The 16,184-nt window shown below is 41.2% G+C and carries 11 protein-coding genes and 1 pseudogene; 2 read left to right on the top strand and 10 right to left on the bottom strand.

Annotated features, from left to right (window positions below):
- The first annotated feature begins 685 nt into the window (after nucleotides 1–685).
- Entirely contained in the window at nucleotides 686–1,966 is a 1,281-nt protein-coding gene (gene iscB, locus AACW45_RS30735) for an RNA-guided endonuclease IscB (protein WP_190629694.1), read from the top strand.
- A 225-nt stretch (nucleotides 1,967–2,191) separates the two neighbouring features.
- Nucleotides 2,192–2,902, top strand: a complete 711-nt coding sequence (locus tag AACW45_RS30730; RefSeq protein ID WP_190629692.1) for a response regulator transcription factor — start codon at nucleotides 2,192–2,194, stop codon at nucleotides 2,900–2,902.
- 116 nt (nucleotides 2,903–3,018) lie between these two features.
- On the opposite strand, the gene AACW45_RS30725 is transcribed toward AACW45_RS30730, so the two are convergent.
- The 10 genes and pseudogenes from AACW45_RS30725 to AACW45_RS30680 form a co-directional block, all read right to left on the bottom strand.
- On the bottom strand, nucleotides 3,019–3,267 hold the full coding sequence (locus AACW45_RS30725; protein ID WP_190629690.1) for a hypothetical protein: 249 nt from the start codon (nucleotides 3,265–3,267) through the stop codon (nucleotides 3,019–3,021).
- A gap of 105 nt (nucleotides 3,268–3,372) precedes the next feature.
- The gene (locus AACW45_RS30720) at nucleotides 3,373–4,668 is read right to left on the bottom strand and encodes a proton extrusion protein PcxA (RefSeq protein WP_190629688.1); all 1,296 of its coding nucleotides are present in this window, start codon (nucleotides 4,666–4,668) and stop codon (nucleotides 3,373–3,375) included.
- Between the two features lie 201 nt (nucleotides 4,669–4,869).
- The gene (locus tag AACW45_RS30715; RefSeq protein WP_190629685.1) at nucleotides 4,870–8,052 is read right to left on the bottom strand and encodes a hybrid sensor histidine kinase/response regulator; all 3,183 of its coding nucleotides are present in this window, start codon (nucleotides 8,050–8,052) and stop codon (nucleotides 4,870–4,872) included.
- Nucleotides 8,053–8,282: 230 nt separating this feature from the next.
- A complete protein-coding gene (locus AACW45_RS30710; protein WP_190629683.1) occupies nucleotides 8,283–10,580 on the bottom strand; it encodes a methyl-accepting chemotaxis protein in 2,298 nt (765 codons plus the stop codon).
- A gap of 110 nt (nucleotides 10,581–10,690) precedes the next feature.
- Nucleotides 10,691–11,230 carry a chemotaxis protein CheW gene (locus tag AACW45_RS30705; protein ID WP_190629682.1) on the bottom strand — a complete coding sequence of 180 codons (540 nt, stop codon included), beginning with the start codon at nucleotides 11,228–11,230 and terminating at the stop codon, nucleotides 10,691–10,693.
- 10 nt (nucleotides 11,231–11,240) lie between these two features.
- Nucleotides 11,241–11,666 (bottom strand): response regulator transcription factor, encoded by a 426-nt coding sequence (locus AACW45_RS30700; protein WP_190629679.1) that lies wholly within the window; start codon nucleotides 11,664–11,666, stop codon nucleotides 11,241–11,243.
- Between the two features lie 127 nt (nucleotides 11,667–11,793).
- Entirely contained in the window at nucleotides 11,794–13,044 is a 1,251-nt protein-coding gene (locus AACW45_RS30695) for a response regulator (protein WP_242045775.1), read from the bottom strand.
- 454 nt (nucleotides 13,045–13,498) lie between these two features.
- Nucleotides 13,499–14,533 (bottom strand): bestrophin family protein, encoded by a 1,035-nt coding sequence (locus tag AACW45_RS30690; RefSeq protein WP_199330991.1) that lies wholly within the window; start codon nucleotides 14,531–14,533, stop codon nucleotides 13,499–13,501.
- A 230-nt stretch (nucleotides 14,534–14,763) separates the two neighbouring features.
- A pseudogene (locus AACW45_RS30685) lies at nucleotides 14,764–15,018 on the bottom strand (Mo-dependent nitrogenase C-terminal domain-containing protein); the annotation flags it as partial.
- Nucleotides 15,019–15,254: 236 nt separating this feature from the next.
- Nucleotides 15,255–15,968: a gamma carbonic anhydrase family protein gene (locus AACW45_RS30680; protein ID WP_242045776.1), complete on the bottom strand. Its 714-nt coding sequence runs from the start codon at nucleotides 15,966–15,968 to the stop codon at nucleotides 15,255–15,257.
- Between the last annotated feature and the right edge of the window lie 216 nt (nucleotides 15,969–16,184).

Raw genomic sequence — 16,184 nt, 5'->3', positions numbered from 1 at the left:
CAAGACCCATCTGCGATCGCAAAACGTAAGTATTTATTCACAAACATTGAATTTTTCTCGCCGACTGACACTAACCTATTCATTAACTTTACTTATAACTAAAAACTCAGTGAGTTTTCAGGAAACTTTATTCAAAAGGATATATGTTTCAAAATAAGCTAAATCTAGTCACCAATCCAGAGTAACTAGATAACTTTTCTGCCTACTAAAAATAATTATTTTTTAATTAAGAATTATAGATTGTCATGATTTTTAGTGAAATCAAATGAAGTTCAACAAGAAAAAACGCAGATTTTATAAATTATTTTTATAACTAGGATGCAAATTTTAATTCGCATCCATCATGATGTGTTCTAAATGTTATGCTTTAAAACAGTGATAAATTTTTCACTAGAATGAGAGAAATACTTAATCCAACGCCAAAAAATTAATTAATATTTAGTAAGAGCGTCAGAAACCCCACGGCTAAAGCCGGGGGCTTGAAAAAGCCCTAATCTGACCAGCTTAAGTATTTCGAGTACTACGTTAGAGGCAAGAGTTAAAGACCTACCAGGGGATGCGTAGCTAGTCCCCTGCTCTAGAACCAAATTGTTAAACATCTGTACAAGGGTTAAGGAAGTGCAATTTGGATAGTACCGACCTCTAACATTGGCGAAGCTAACATTACCCGAAAGGAGGGACAGAAATGTCCAAAGTGTTTGTAATTGATATTGAAAAAAGACCGCTAAACCCAATTCATTCAGCACAAGCGAGGCAGTTATTACGCAATAAGAAAGCAGCAATATATCGCCGCTTTCCATTCACTATTATTTTCAAAGAATTACACTCATCGCCAGTACAACCATTGCGGTTAAAGCTAGACCCTGGTGCTAAAACCACGGGAATAGCATTAGCCAACGATTCAACAGGCGAAGTAATATTTGCTGCTGAATTAAAGCATAGAGGTTTTGCTATTAGAGACGCTTTGATTGCCAGAAGGCAATTAAGACGTGGCAGAAGAAATCGCAAAACTCGCTATAGAAAGCCAAGATTTATCAACAGAACTAAACCTCAAGGATGGTTAGCACCTAGCCTGATGAGTCGGGTTCACAATGTTGAAACATGGGTAAACAGATTACGCAAATTTGCGCCAATCACAGCGATTAGTACCGAATTAGTTAAGTTTGATATGCAATTAATGCGTAACCCTGAAATCGAAGGCAAGGAATATCAGCAAGGCGCATTAACTGGATATGAAACCAGAGAATATCTACTTGAAAAATGGAATCGGCAATGCGCCTATTGTGGTGTCAAAGACGTACCTTTGCAAATTGAACACATTCACCCACGTTCTAAAGGTGGGTCTAATTCTATCACAAACCTTGCATTAAGTTGCGAAAAATGCAACATCAAAAAAGGGACTAAGGATATTAAGGATTTCCTCAAAAAAGACCCTACTAAGTTAGAGAAAATCTTGGCACAAGCTAAGAAACCGTTAGCTGATGCAGCAGCAGTTAATGCTACTAGATACAAGCTTTTAGAGGTTTTGAAATCTACGGGTTTACACGTTGAATGTGGCTCTGGAGGTCTAACAAAGTTCAACAGAACTAGTCAGAAATTAATCAAGACTCATTGGATTGATGCTGCTTGTGTTGGCAAATCAACACCAACATTAAATATCAAAGGTATCAAACCATTGTTGGTTACAGCTAATGGACACGGAACAAGGCAGATGGCTGGCACTGATAAATTCGGGTTCCCTATTCGCCATCGTTCAAATAAACAAATCCATTTTGAATTTCAAACTGGAGACATTATTAAAGCAGTTGTTACCAGTGGTAAAAAAGTTGGCGAATATGTTGGACGTGTTTTGTGTCGTGCCACGGGTAGTTTTGATATCGCAACCAAGACCGGAAGAATATCAGGAATAAATCATAAATATTGTTCGGCTATTCACAAAAAGGATGGATACAGCTATGCCTTTTGAAACAATCTTGACGGCGAATAAATTCGCCTGCGCCTTACCCCCATGTCTAAAGCCAGGGGCTTCCACGGCGCGAGGACTTTGGTGATTTTTATCAGTCCACAATCTTTAAAACAACAATAAACTCAAGGAGCAACTTTTGATTAGATCGGGAATTAGTTGAAGCCCAACCTTGAAAACGTGCATCTGCAACTGCGACAATGCTGTTACTAAAGGAGATAGTTGATTATGAGGATTTTGTTAGCAGAAGATGATCAGCGCATTGCTGAGTTACTTGCACAAGCTCTGACTACTCAACACTATATTGTTGATATAGCTACTGATGGTGAAAAAGGCTGGGAATTTGTCAAGAGTTTTACTTATGATCTGCTATTGCTAGATCTGATGCTACCAAAGCTTGATGGTCTTACCCTTTGTCGGCAATTACGCTCTCAAGGCTATCAAATGCCAATCCTCTTTTTGACTGCGCGAGATACCACGGTTGATTTAGTTGCAGGGCTAGATGCAGGTGCCGATGACTATGTGGTTAAACCATATAAGATACAAGAATTATCCGCTCGCATTCGCGCTTTATTGCGCCGGGGAAATAATGCGTTATCCCCTGTGATTGAATGGGAAAATTTGCAACTTGATCCTAATATGTGTCAGGTTACTTATAAAGGTCAGCCTATACATCTTACTCCTAAAGAATACCGTTTATTAGAACTTCTTCTGCGTCGTAATGGTTGTGTGATCAGTCGCGGTGAAATTTTAGAAAACCTTTGGTCTTTTGAAGATCCTCCAGAGGAAGATGCTGTAAAGGCTCTTGTGAAACGTTTGAGACAGAAACTAAAAGCAGTTGGTGTACCTGATGATTTTATCGCCACAGCTTATGGTATGGGCTACTATCTCCAACAAGATTCACAGGGTTGTGTAGCAAAAACTGTGTCAGGACATTAGAGGTAAAGATGATTTGAGTAAACCAAATATTGGCGATCGCAATTTCAGCATTTTTTGGATTCTAGATTTAGATTTAATCCAAAATCTAAAATCCAAAATTGTCTCGCTCATAGTTGTTATCTCGATTTTCTAGTTGTATCCAGTACTGAGTTGTCTGGGTTCAATTTATGAGTCTTTTTTGCCGTAATTAGCAAAGCAATGACAATTAGCAGTTGGATTGACAAAGGTGCAAAAGCCAGACTAGCAAAAAGTAAGCACAAGGCGATTAATCTCACTAATAACCGCTCTATATCATCCGTAAGCTTTGCACTAATGTGAAAAGAAACCGTACTCAGCGCGAAGGTAATTAATGAAGTGATAAACATGATAAATACCTGGTGGATTTGACAATTTTGGATTGTAAGTATCTCCTCACTTCCTACCAAATGGCAGTCTTAATCATGAGTTTTTCAGTGAAAATGATATTGATATTAATCGTCCATTTCCTTCAAGGTAGCTACGGTTGAAGGAGACATCCGACTGAGCGATCGGAAGATCCAATATTTAATCATTGTGTCAGCGACAACTGGAACGGTAGCGATAAACAAAGAGATTGCACTTTTATTAGCTGCAATTCCTAAATGTGCTGACAAGCCTTCGAGTAAAACTTCCCATCCATGAGGTGAGTGGAAACCAACAAATATGTCGGTAGTTAAGATGATGGCAAAAGATTTGGCGCTGTCGCTCAGACCTGTGACAATATTATCAATGAAGGATTTGAGGACAGCAATATCTTGTCGTCTAAACAACAGTACTAGGGTAAAAGCTACAAGCGCCACTATATCTGCAAAAACGTTGCTAACAGCACTATTACTCTTATTACGAAATTCCTCTGTCAGTTCAACTGCTTTATGTTTAACTTTCTCCTCCATAGCTTCCGCCTCTATCTTAGGAGCAGTACCAATCAAGCTTTCCAATTCGAGTTCTTCGCGATAGGTGTTGAGTTCTTTCAAGGCTTCTTCCTTCATCTCCGAATTCAAAAAGACTTGGGATTCTTCTCCTACCCTAAACTTTTCTACCATTGGCAGAATTAAGAAATTTTTAGATATTTGTTGTGTCAATAGGGGGACAATAATTAACAATGCCAAAAGCCTTAGACCAATCACAGTTATTGCTCTAGAGCGGCGATATGCATTAACTATTTCTTCTTCTGCTCCAGGATTTAGATCGTTTTTAACCTTATCGAGGGTCTTCTTGATTGACCTTGGCAGTACTCCTGACTTACCATTATCTGACTCAGCATGTGCGTGAGATTCTGAAGTTTGTTTTTTTCTTTTATTAGCGGGGACAGATTTAACGTCTTTAACTTCAATGATATTTACAGCAGGTGAATATGAGTTTTGTTTAACAACCGCGCTAGAACTTGAAGATGGGATATTAGCTAGACTAGAATTGTCTGCATCGTGATTATATTTGGCTAAAATTCCCTCGACAAATATCAGCCTCATCAGGTGATCTTGTCCGAGGTTACTGAGTGTAGATCTGCTGCCATTGAATTCTTTCATTCTTTGTTGAAGAATGTCCAAATTTTTCTCAAAATCTTCCTGGGGAAAGTCAATGTGGCTATTATTACGTATTTTTTCACCATTGAAGTATCGACCTTCGATGAATTCGATTTTTAAGGCAGCCTGATACGCCTGCTCTAACGATTGTTCTGGTGTTCCTAGAAAGCGGTCTTTTATCCGGCCAAATGACTCTAACTGTCTCTTCAAAGAATTGGAAGACATAATATAATCCTAATTATTGTTGATTGTTGATTGTTGACTGTTGACTGTTGACTAATGACTAATGACTAAGGAGTCGTGTAAAAATAAGTTGAACAATTTAATATTTGTAGTGCGGGCAGCGTTCGACTGAGCGCTCACGCCGAAGTCTTGCCCGCGCGAGCAAGATGCTCGCACTACTTATTTTTACTTGATGCCTAATGACTAATGACTATTGACTATTTTGCTCAATGCCGATAGTAGATCTAACTCTATGTAAGGCTTGGTGAAGTAAGCGCTAGCACCCAGGTGTATTGCTAAATTTCGATGTTTATTATTACCGCGAGTTGTCAACATTGCTACAGGTATTTTTGCGAGTTCAGGATCTTGGCGACAATATTCTAGAAACTCAAATCCATTCATATTTGGCATTTCAACATCAGAAATTATCAGTTGTACTCTGATTGAACCGTGTTGCAGTTGTTCAATTGCTTCCCATCCATCCCGTGCTGACAAAACTCGATAACCCGCTTTCTCTAAAGTGAAAACCAAAGCTTGTCTAGCAGTAGCCGAGTCATCAATCACAAGCACTGTCGGCATTGTGTGTGCCACCTGAGGAGCTAAACTTGTTTGGGCAGACAAATCTTGATAATTAGCTAACGACTCAGCAGCTATGGTAGTTTTGCTTTGCGCCAAAAACTCTTCTAGCAACATCACCCCATTAATCACGGGAATTAGACTGCCACTTCCCAGGATGGTACAACCAGAAATATAGTTGGGAGGGGCGATCATCGCGCCAAAGGGTTTGATCACCAGTTCTTGCTCACTGGCTATGTGGTCAACTTCTAGTGCAAACATCTCCTGCTCTCGACGGATTAACAGCAGGGGTGGAGTCTTGTTTTCTTTTGCGGAAGTAGCGATCGCACTACTGTTAGATAGATTGTCCGGCAGATGACAGTTGTATTCTAAAATACTAGCCAATCGATAAACAGGAATAGACTGCTCTTGCCAAGTGAAAAATTGCTGACTGCCAATTTCTTGTGTCTGCGCTGCTTCAGAATTGATAATCCTGGTAATGCTGTCAATTGGTAAGGCAATGACTGTGGAATTTACTGAGCAAACCAGTAATTTTGCTACTGTTAATGTAAATGGCAAGCGTAAAGTAAAGGTTGTGCCTTGTCCGGGAGAGGAGGTCATGGTGATGCTGCCTTTCAAGGATTGTAGCTCTGCTCGCACCACATCTAGGCCGACTCCCCGCCCAGAAAGTTCGCTCACCCGACTGGCGGTAGAAAAACCAGGCTCAAATATCAGGTTAATTAACTCTGCTGTAGAAGTGACTGCCAATTGTTCTGGTAATAATAAGCCATTAGCGATCGCGCGATCGCTAATGCGTTCTAAATTCACTCCTTGACCATCATCCCGTACCTCCACAACAGTTTGGTTACCCTGATGATAGGCGCGAATTTCAATTTCCCCTGGGGTTGATTTTCCTTGTTGACGGCGAATATCGGTTGGCTCGATCCCATGATCAAAGGCATTGCGAAGTAAATGCAAAAGTGGGTCATAGAGCTTTTCTACAATGGCTTTTTCTACCTGTACTTCTGTGCCGATTAATTTCAAGTTGACAGGTTTGTTATAAGTATGAGATAGATCCCGCAAGACTCTAGGAAAACGATTGAGTACGTTACCAATCGGTAACATCCGCGACCACATCAGTTCATTCCGGAGTTGAGAGAGCATTTGCCGCTCCTGTCGAATTGTTCGATTTGAGCGTCCACTAAATAAGGCAATATCATCTACTGCTTCTCTAAGCTGGGCAACTTCTTCTAAAACTCCCTGTAGTAAGGAATGCGCAGTTCCGTAGCGATCCATTTCTAAAGTATCAAATTCCGCTAAGGAGAACCCAGAAGGCGATAGCTCAAAACCAGATACAGAAAGACTATGTTCAGAATCTAGGGATTGATTGAAAGCGACGGGAGACTCTGAACCGTGGGTGGAGAAGGACGACAGCCACCCCGCCTTATTGGGCACTGGGTATTGGGCAGATTCTGAAGCGATCGACATCGTGTGTGATAAATTTTGTATGTCCTCGATGACTTCTTGAAAGCGATCAAAACGACGAAGTAATTCTTCAATAGCTTCCTGAACTTGTTCATTCTCAAGGGCAAACATATTCCGGTTAATAGTTAATTCGCCCAAGAGATTATTCATCCGATCTAAGCGAGCGAGGTCAACCCGAACTGAAATATTAGCCGATGGGGTGGAAAGATGCTCCGGAGCCTGTTTGTGAATCTGAAATTCCTGCTGCGGAGTAGATTCTGTTACCTCGTTAGTGATAATAGGGCTGTTAGGATTATGGTTAGCAAGATTTAGCTGGGGTAGAGATGGTAATTGTTCTACTGCTGCGGTATCAGAAATAATCTGAGTTGGTGATTCTGAGGCTAGAGCTTCTATATCAGTTTCAAACAGAAAAACTGGTCTGCGATCGCTCTGTTGTGCAGCTGTCACAGATTGTCTCCCACTTAATAACTCTTCTAAGGAAAGGGAGAGAGGTTCTTCTGAATTCAGGGAAGCGATCGCTGGGTTAAATATACTTACTGGTGCTACATCGCTGACAGTGTTTGCAGCCAAGGCGGTGAGAGCATCTGAGGGACTACCGCCTTGGGTGCGATCGCCTGCAAGCACAACCTTTCTACTGGAGGTAAAATCAGCAAGTGCTAATTGGCTGATGTGTAATGCTAGTTCGGGGTGAGCGGCTAGGGCTGCTAAAGTGGTTTCGGCGATAGTTTTCAAGCCTGGAAGCTCTAAAAAATCAGCAAATCTGGCAAAAAGCTCCGTTTGTAACCGTAATTCTGCCGCCATTTCATCATTTGTGGGTTTAGCAGCGATTGTAGCTGTCAGTAGCTCTAAACCATGAGCTATATCCACCTGAAAAACTGATGCAACAATGTCAACATTCAGATCCGCAGAATCAGGTATATAGTAGTTAACCCGAGCCAGTGCATCTGGGAGTTTTTTTTCTATGTTAGTAAATATAGGATCAGCAGTGATGATGGCTGACTCTAGGTCAAAGTTGCCAGTTGTAATTTGCTCTGTTAGGGGAACTCGTAGACAATCATAGGCTTGTAGCAGTAAAACTTCCAGACTGGCATCAATTTCTATAGTCTCATCGTAGAGTGCCCGAAAAATGTCCTCTAGTCGATGAGCGATCGCCGTAATACCATCAAGTCCCACAATTGCAGCACCACCTTTGAGGGAATGAGCAGCTCGCATTAATTCATGGAGTTTGTGAGAACTACGTTCAGATCTCAATGTGAGTAACCCTGTTTCGATCGCTTGCAGGAGTTCAGGGACTTCTTCAATGAAAAATTGATAAGTTTGGTCATGAACATCGCGAGACATCAACATAATCTACTCCTTGATGAGCCATCTAAACTAGTGATTTTGAGGGGTACAAAACGAACCGCGAAGACGCGAAGTGCGCGAAGGAAGAGAAAAGAAGAAGAAACTTACCCCACAGAATTAAGGCGATGAACCACTAGTAAAGCACGGCATAACTAAACCACCCATTTCCTTTTTTCTCAGTCAACCGTCAACACTTCGGCAAGCTCAGTGCATCGCCGTCAACCATCAACAATTTACTGCACCTTAAATTGACTAACATTTCCTTGCAACACTTTGGCGACGGCGATCAGTTTCTCGAAGGAAGCCGATACATTAGTGGCCGAGGTGGCTGTGTGTTGGGCAATGGTTGCAACTTCTGCCATCGCTTGGGTGACAATCTCCGAGTTTTGCGCTTGCTCAACCGTTGCTTGGGCGATCGCTTCCACTACTCGATAAATCTGCGCATTGGCTGTGACGATTTGATTCAAGCCTAAACGGGTTTCATCTACTAATTTGCTTCCCGATACAACCTGTTCTGTACCTACATCCATTGCCGTTACTACCTCACTAGTTGCCCTCTGAATGCTGGATATGAGCTTTTCAATATCATCCGTAGCTTTTGCTGATTGCTGGGCTAGCTCTCGGATTTCGTCAGCCACGATCGCAAAGCCGCGCCCTTGTTCCCCAGCACGAGCCGCTTCTAGGGATGCATTCAGGGCTAGAACATTGGTTTGCTCGGCAAAATTCTTAATTAAATTGACGACTGTAAAGATTTTTTGGGAAGATTCGCCTAAATGCTTGACTTTTTTCGTGGTTGCTGCTACTGTTTCGCGAATTGCTCCAATGCCCTCTACCGTTAAATTCATCAGTTCATTTTCCATTTCGACGGTTGCAGTCGCTTGTTGAACTGTGGCTTCTGCGGCTTTAGCGTTGGTAGCGATCGCCTGGATTGAGCGATCCATTACCTGAATGCGCTGGATGGCGGCTGTAATTTTCTTGGACTGTTGCACAGCACCTTTGACTAATGTTTTAGTCAAACTTTCACTGTGGTTGGCTGTTGCTTCTACTTGGTTAGTTGCAGTTTTTACTTGAGTGACAATCTTCCGCAAGTTCTCAATTACATAGTTATAAGAGTCTGCAATTGTACCCACTTCGTCATCTGTAACATTGGCGTAGATTGTTAAATCACCTTGACTAACCGGTTCTACTTCCACCAGTAACTCTAGTACCCTTGTTTGCAAGAGTTCCTTTTCCTGTATAAAACCCTGGATTTGTGCCGCCATATTATTGATGGTGGTACATAACACAGCTAATTCATCTTCTCCTTCCACAGTCAACCGGGTATGAGATGTTCCTAGCCCCATTTTTTCCACAACTGAGGTTGCATCTCGCAGAGAGCGGGTAGCTCGTTTGGCGAGGATAGCGGCAATGATTCCCACCATGAGAGCGGCGATCGCCATTCCCATAAAGAGAATTTGGCGCAGCGTCCTTAACGGTGCAAAGGTTTCGGCGGTAGGACGAGCTATACCTACTACCCATCCCGGCTCTGGTACTCCCTTTAACCCTGGCATACTAGCAAAGGTGACTAGGACTTGTTCGTGATCATTCTTATCTATGGCTACATTAGTCAGTACCGACTTCTCCTTGAGATGTTGCAATATCTCTGACCAAGGTTGGGTCAATCCCTGATAATCGTCTTTAGCAAAGTTACCGATCAAATCTGCTTCAGCAGCAGCAAAAATCTGTCCTTCCGGACTAACTATTTGATATTCCCAACTATTATCTTGAATATATTTGAATATTTGCCCTAGATGGTCTGATGACATTCGCAGCAGAACCACGCCAATTACTTCACCTGTTTCCGGATGTTTAATTGGTGCCGCAACTTCTAAGTGACTTCTGCCTATTGATACAGTATTTTTGGGATCGTTAATCGCTACAGACTGAGTTGAAAATGCACGCTGAAAATGCTTTCGCTCACTATAGTTTTCATGCCTGTTAAAAAAGCGTGAGGAATGGGATTGGAATAGCAATTTACCCGTGCTGTCAATGATAGCCACACCATCGTATTTGCCGTTATTAGTCTCAATAAAATTATCTAATGTGCTGACCTTTTGCTCTGAGGTAATTGGGGTACTTAATTGTGAGTTTGTTTGCCAAGGTAATTGAGAAATCGTTGTGTTTAATTGTTGTAAATCTGTAATTACGGGTGACTTAGCGAGCGCTTCCGCATCTTCGACAAACTGATTAATGGTGATGCTAAGTCCGCTTCGCAAACCAATGATCCGGCTTTCTTGCTCTGCAAAGATTTGTGCTGTGATTGAGCGACTTGCCAAAGTATAAGCCATACTCCCAACTGTGGCGATGGGAATCACACCAATCGCTACCGCCAAAAGTGTGACTTTTCTGGGCAAACTCTTGGGTAAACTCAAGATGGATAGACTCAAAGCTTTTCCCCATAGGTGAATCAGCTGTTGAGTTTTGAATAAATTTCTACTGGTCTTGGAATTTTCAGAGTGAGCCATCAAAGACCTCAGAGGATTCAAAGTCATGGAATTTACCTAATGGAAAACTAAGCAGTTATTTGCAGTCGTCTGAAGCCCAGAAAATTAATTACGAATTACGAATTACGAATTACGAATTACGAATTACGAACTACGAATTAGTTTGACTGGGATATGGCGGTAATAATGACTTGATCGTCCAAAACAGCCAAGCGTTCACCATTAGATTTCAATTGGTATCCGCTCACAAATGGTATTAACTCAGGAGTGATAACATCAGACGACGGCGGTTGAAGCATGGCGCGATCGCACCACTCCATCATTTCTGCGCGATTAATTACTAACCCGATCATCTGGTTCTCAGCACTGTTGTTTAAGGTACTCATCGAGCCAGCACGTAGTACAATTACCGCACAGGTTGTACTTATACCTTGTTGATGCCAAGGAGTGAACCCGATTAGATGAGCCAAATCAACCATCCACAGTACCTCACCCCGCCAGTTAGAAGCTCCCATTACCCACGCCGGAAGTTGAGGAATGGGCGTAATCTGATCAACAGCGATTGTCAACACTTCAACTAGCTGAGAAATTGGCAGTAATAATGTTGTTTGCGGAACAAGCTGGAACCGTAAAAACTGCTTGCTAGCTATAGTAGAAGATAAAACTGTTGTTGAATCTGTTAAAGAGTCAAACGCCATAGGTATTTCCTCAAATGTCAGACTTGACACCTAAACAATTATTGATAGCGCTGAGTAGTTCAAACTCAGCAATTGGTTTACATAAGTAAGCATTTGCTCCCTGTTTTAATCCCCAGAATTTATCAGCATTGGTTTTTTTGATGGAACAGAGAATAATGGGGATGTTAGTTGTTTCAACTTTTGCCTTTAAGTCCCGACAAAGAGCAAAACCACTGCGATCGGGTAAGACAACATCTAGGAGTATAATATTTGGTCTATTTTTACTGATTTGTTGTATTGCTTCTCCGGCATTACTGGCAAACAAAACACGAAACCCAAATTGCAGCAAATACTGTGCGATCGCTTCCCGCGCAGATGGGGAATCATCAACTACTAAAGCAACTGTTTGATTAGTTTGATCACTGAAAGTATCTTCAGTAGCTAAAGTAATAGTCATAGATAGATGTACTCCATTAACAATTCAAAATTCAAAATTCAAAATTCAAAATTAAAGACATTTTCAGTCGGGGATTTAAACCCTTGAATGTACGATAAAAAACGCATCAAATTTTCCAATTATGATTTCAAGTCAAATGAATCTGTCTCAGGTGCTTATTGATTACACCTATGACTTGTTGAGTATTAACTGTTTCCTTACTGAGAAAATCTGAAGAACCAACCATCTTTGCTCTGACTCGATCAATTACGCCATCATTTCCCGTCAAAATAATAATTGGCGTATGGCGGAAGCAAGAAAGTTTACGCAACTTGCTGCAAATTTCATACCCATTTGTATTAGGCATCATCAAATCGAGAAAGATCAGATCTGGCTTCAGTGCTAATAAAACACCGATCGCCCGCAACGGATCGTTCAGACCAACAAATCGATAGTTTGCAGCTGTCAGAATCTTTTCCATCTCTTGGCTAACCCAAGGATTGTCATCTAAACAGGCAATAATAGGTTCTTTAGTCTCTAATGACGTTGATGATGAAAACATGGGTGCTGGTAAGTCAGCAATAGTTTTCAATTCCACCAAGCCCAACTGAATATAGGGCAAAAGTGAACGAGTCAGAGTCATGAGATCCTGCTTCGTCTCAAGAGCCATTTCACGCAGGGTTTGCTGTTGTTGTAAAAGTTGGCTGAGGGTTTGGTAAACAGAGGCAGAAATTTTTTGTTGCAGTTCTCCTCCCTGGCCAATGGTAGGGGCTTTATTAGGGGAGCAATCCGCAAATTTTGCCGCCTTCCAAGTTTGCCAAAGGCGATCGGCTTCTGCAACGGCTTGCGCTGCATCAATCAGTACGACTCTCTTGGGTAGAGTTTTATTTGGTCTGAGTTCACAAGTAACCTGGGTTGCTTGGGTGATATCAAACAAAACCTCAACAATCGTAGACCAAACAACCCTAGCTGCTTGCTCTTTGGTAATTTTTTGCTGCTCTACCCACATACACAATAATTGGTATTGCCAACAGGCATCAAAATATTCAGCCGTTGTATTCACCAATTCATACTGTAGTGCGGAAATATCAGCAGGTTGCTGGGGTAAATAGATTGCTGAATTCCGCTTCCACCGTCTCACCGGATGATCTCCACCAGTGGTATAGACGATAAAACCGCAATGCAGATAAACAATCCATCCTCGTCCTATGACATCAGTCAACACAAGTTGACCGCTAAACTGAAGCTGTTTTAATGTAATAAACAGCTCGACCTGCTTGGAAGCATCAAAATCCTTAATCAACGGATTGTCATTTCTCCGAGTAAGTAAGGAATCAACTGATTGGTAAAGGAGACTGCTATTCATTTCACCTTCATCAAAATTTCTTGCCACAGGCATAATTAGTATCCAATGTAAAAGGTGACAAAGTCGTGATAAAAATCTAGAACAACTGCTTTTTGGGAGAATTTTTCTCTAAACCCGCATTTCTTCTCAGGAAGTTGCGCTCAAAGTCTGATAAAACCGTACTTTTTTCTCAGGGTGCAAGTTCCTGCCATTATTTCCTCACCAGCAGTAGGGGCACCTTCACAGATATGATCCAATCATTCACGACTATCTGGCTTAGAGGTTATTTATAAAGTAAACCTTAAATCGTAGTGGACTGACACGCCTAAAATGTTGCAATATAATTTTCTTGTGGGGTGGACATCTTGTCCGCCCAGGACGGGCGAGACGCCCATCCCACAAGAGTTTTATTAATGCACCATTTTAGCCTTGTCGCGCCACTACTTAATATTTACTCTATAAATGATCTCTTAAGTAGCCCCTAGTACCTCTGAACAAAGGACAACCTTCATGATGAACGCCAAGACTCATAATTTTTCAACACAGGTACAATTGCTACAGAAGAATTTTCTCTTTCACAATTAATTAAATCTTCCGTATTGCGGCGCATCGTCGTACAAATAAGATCCAAAGGTAGGTCATTGGGGTCATGTCCAAAAGGCTCCTCAATTTCAGCGCCAATTTCATCAACTCCCAGCATAACCGCACTAATAAAAGCTATTGTGGGACTAGTCCACCAATGTAAACCGTTAACTATTTCTAATGGCAATAGCAGGAAATAAATTATCAGCAATATCTTCAGAACTATGGTATATATTAAAGGCGTTGGTGTTTTGAGAATCCGCTCACAACCTCCTAAAATATCTACTAAATCATCTAACAACTCTAGCAAAGAATTCAACTGGAAAATATTGAGATTGTTATGCTCATACTGACTCTGTAAAAAGTCGCCAATCCAGAAAGAAATTTCTAAGGGGGGATGATTGGCTTCCTGGAGCTTAAAATATTGAGCTTCCGACAACAAAGGCCTTAACTCAGAGTTGACACATTCTCGTCGTAAATGCTGCTTCATAGCATAAGAAAAAGCAACTATTAATTTTAATGCTGCCTCTTTTTCTCCTCTACTTTTTGCACCATATTCATTAACAATAATCCAAATTCCCCTAGTTAAGTTACGAACAGTATTTACCAATGCTCCCCATAATTTCCGCCCTTCCCAAAATCTGTCATGGGCTGAATTAGTCCTGAAAGCTAATAATAAACCCACAACTATGTTGAGAGTAACAATGACATTAGGAAGGATTTTACTAAAATCAATAGATGCCAAAAGTTTAAATTCGTAAAGCAATGAAACTAAAAATCCATAGACTGCACATAAGATTATCCAAGGCAAAATTGGTTTAATTACTGAGAATTTAAGTTTAAAAATCACTTGAAACCAGTGCAAATGCTCACCAGTATAAATGTGAAATTTACCTTTAAATGATCTGAGAGACGTAATTTTCTTTCTCGAAGGTTTCATCACTTCAGATTTAAAGAACATTGGCTCATCCTTTGCTTAGGTATGGGAATCAATAAGCTATTCTGCTGTTAAGTTGCACAATCTATTGTGAGGGCTGTTGACGGTTGACGGTTGACTGTTGACGGTTGACGGTTGATTGTTGACGGTTGACTGTTGATTGTTGACTGTTGACTGTTGACTGTTGACAGATTATGTAGTGATTTTCTCTGTCGCGGATGATCGGAATTGCTATAGCAGATTTAACTGACTGATTATCTACAATATGGTGTTATATCTTCACCGCATATATCCGCCAGGTAAGATAAACTCCGAAAACGTAAACCGACCAGTTGCTCATATAAAGGATTGACATGACACAAAGGTGGAATGTGAAAGATAACGTGATTGAAGAGTGTGACATTACGCTCAAACGGACACTGAGACGGAATGATTATGCAAAACAACCGAGCCACTTTGGGGTTATGAACTTCTAGATTGTCTAACCAGTGGCGAATCAAATTGAGTGCAGAACTCTCAGAACTAGACTGATTTAAGGCTGACATAATATTGAACTAGTCCTTAATAATTGATTTGAGGACTTACGCAAGATGTAACTAAAAACCTGATTTTTGTGTAGCGTTCATTCATGTAGACGCATAGCAAATTTTTGCAGGGTATGAACGCTACTTTTGTTGTGTTATCTGTAAGTCCTAGATTTTTCAGGCGGGAGTGCGTAGGCGTAGCCCGTCGTAGACATCGCTTTCTAGGGAAGGAGACAAGATTCTATGTTGATATAGTTAGGCTGAGTAGATACAGACTTCTGTGTTGTCCATTGATTGTTGCTGTAAGCAATTTCCATAATTGCTTTCTCTTGGTAGCCATGAGCTAGCTGGATATTCACGTTTACCACAGCATGATTTAGATGTCGCAGTGGGTAATCAGCAGTAATCAGGGGTAAATTATCGGCGGCTTCCTGAGTTCTAATCACAGAGCCAGCCGGAACATATCGCCCATCCGGAACGTTTACACCCATAACCAAAGTTTTCGGTTCTAAAACACAGTTATTGCCGACAGTGGCTTTAAAAACCAGTGATTGCATCCCAATAAAAGTATCAGTGCCAATTTTAGCAGGGCCATGTACTTGGCATTGGTGGGCGAGAGAAACGCGATCGCTAATATAAACACCGTAGAGTCTTCCCTGAACTTCAACCACCGCCTCGCGTACCAAATTACCTTCTACATGGGTTTCTAAGGCATGAATAACTACACCATCTTGAACATTCACATCATCACCCACCCAAATCGGTTGTCCTTCATCTCCGCGTACCGAAGCTGCTGGTGCAACCATGACTTCTTTACCAAGATGGACATTACCAATGACAGCTGCTAAGGGGTGTATGTAGGCTGTTGCATCGATTTGTGGCAGCATTTCCACTGAATTGAAAGTGGCGATGATATTGCTGTGAATATTTTGCATGAGAATAACCTTCTTTTTCTTGTGCAAATGTATTTAGGCTGTTAAAACCAGCATCAGTTTGTATCCTGGACGATGGCAATTTTGATTTTGGTCAGTTAGATAGTTTTAACTAGGAAGAAAAGGAAGAGTAGAAAGGTAAAAGGGAGTGTTCACAAATCCTTTCTCTCTTCCATTAAACAAAGGTGGTCTTACTCCAATCAAGGAATAATGATAGAT

It is taken from the genome of Calothrix sp. FACHB-168 (genome assembly GCF_963889195.1).
In the GTDB taxonomy this organism is placed as follows: domain Bacteria; phylum Cyanobacteriota; class Cyanobacteriia; order Cyanobacteriales; family Nostocaceae; genus Aulosira; species Aulosira anomala_A.
This window is presented reverse-complemented; position numbering and strand designations above follow the sequence as displayed.

Excerpts from the sequence above, each read along its gene's own strand:
- iscB (WP_190629694.1), top strand. The coding sequence starts at position 686 with ATGTCCAAAGTGTTTGTAATTGATATTGAAAAAAGACCGCTAAACCCA.
- AACW45_RS30730 (WP_190629692.1), top strand. The coding sequence starts at position 2,192 with ATGAGGATTTTGTTAGCAGAAGATGATCAGCGCATTGCTGAGTTACTT.
- AACW45_RS30725 (WP_190629690.1), bottom strand. The coding sequence starts at position 3,267 with ATGTTTATCACTTCATTAATTACCTTCGCGCTGAGTACGGTTTCTTTT.
- AACW45_RS30720 (WP_190629688.1), bottom strand. The coding sequence starts at position 4,668 with ATGTCTTCCAATTCTTTGAAGAGACAGTTAGAGTCATTTGGCCGGATA.
- AACW45_RS30715 (WP_190629685.1), bottom strand. The coding sequence starts at position 8,052 with ATGTTGATGTCTCGCGATGTTCATGACCAAACTTATCAATTTTTCATT.
- AACW45_RS30710 (WP_190629683.1), bottom strand. The coding sequence starts at position 10,580 with ATGACTTTGAATCCTCTGAGGTCTTTGATGGCTCACTCTGAAAATTCC.
- AACW45_RS30705 (WP_190629682.1), bottom strand. The coding sequence starts at position 11,230 with ATGGCGTTTGACTCTTTAACAGATTCAACAACAGTTTTATCTTCTACT.
- AACW45_RS30700 (WP_190629679.1), bottom strand. The coding sequence starts at position 11,666 with ATGACTATTACTTTAGCTACTGAAGATACTTTCAGTGATCAAACTAAT.
- AACW45_RS30695 (WP_242045775.1), bottom strand. The coding sequence starts at position 13,044 with ATGCCTGTGGCAAGAAATTTTGATGAAGGTGAAATGAATAGCAGTCTC.
- AACW45_RS30690 (WP_199330991.1), bottom strand. The coding sequence starts at position 14,533 with ATGTTCTTTAAATCTGAAGTGATGAAACCTTCGAGAAAGAAAATTACG.
- AACW45_RS30680 (WP_242045776.1), bottom strand. The coding sequence starts at position 15,968 with ATGCAAAATATTCACAGCAATATCATCGCCACTTTCAATTCAGTGGAA.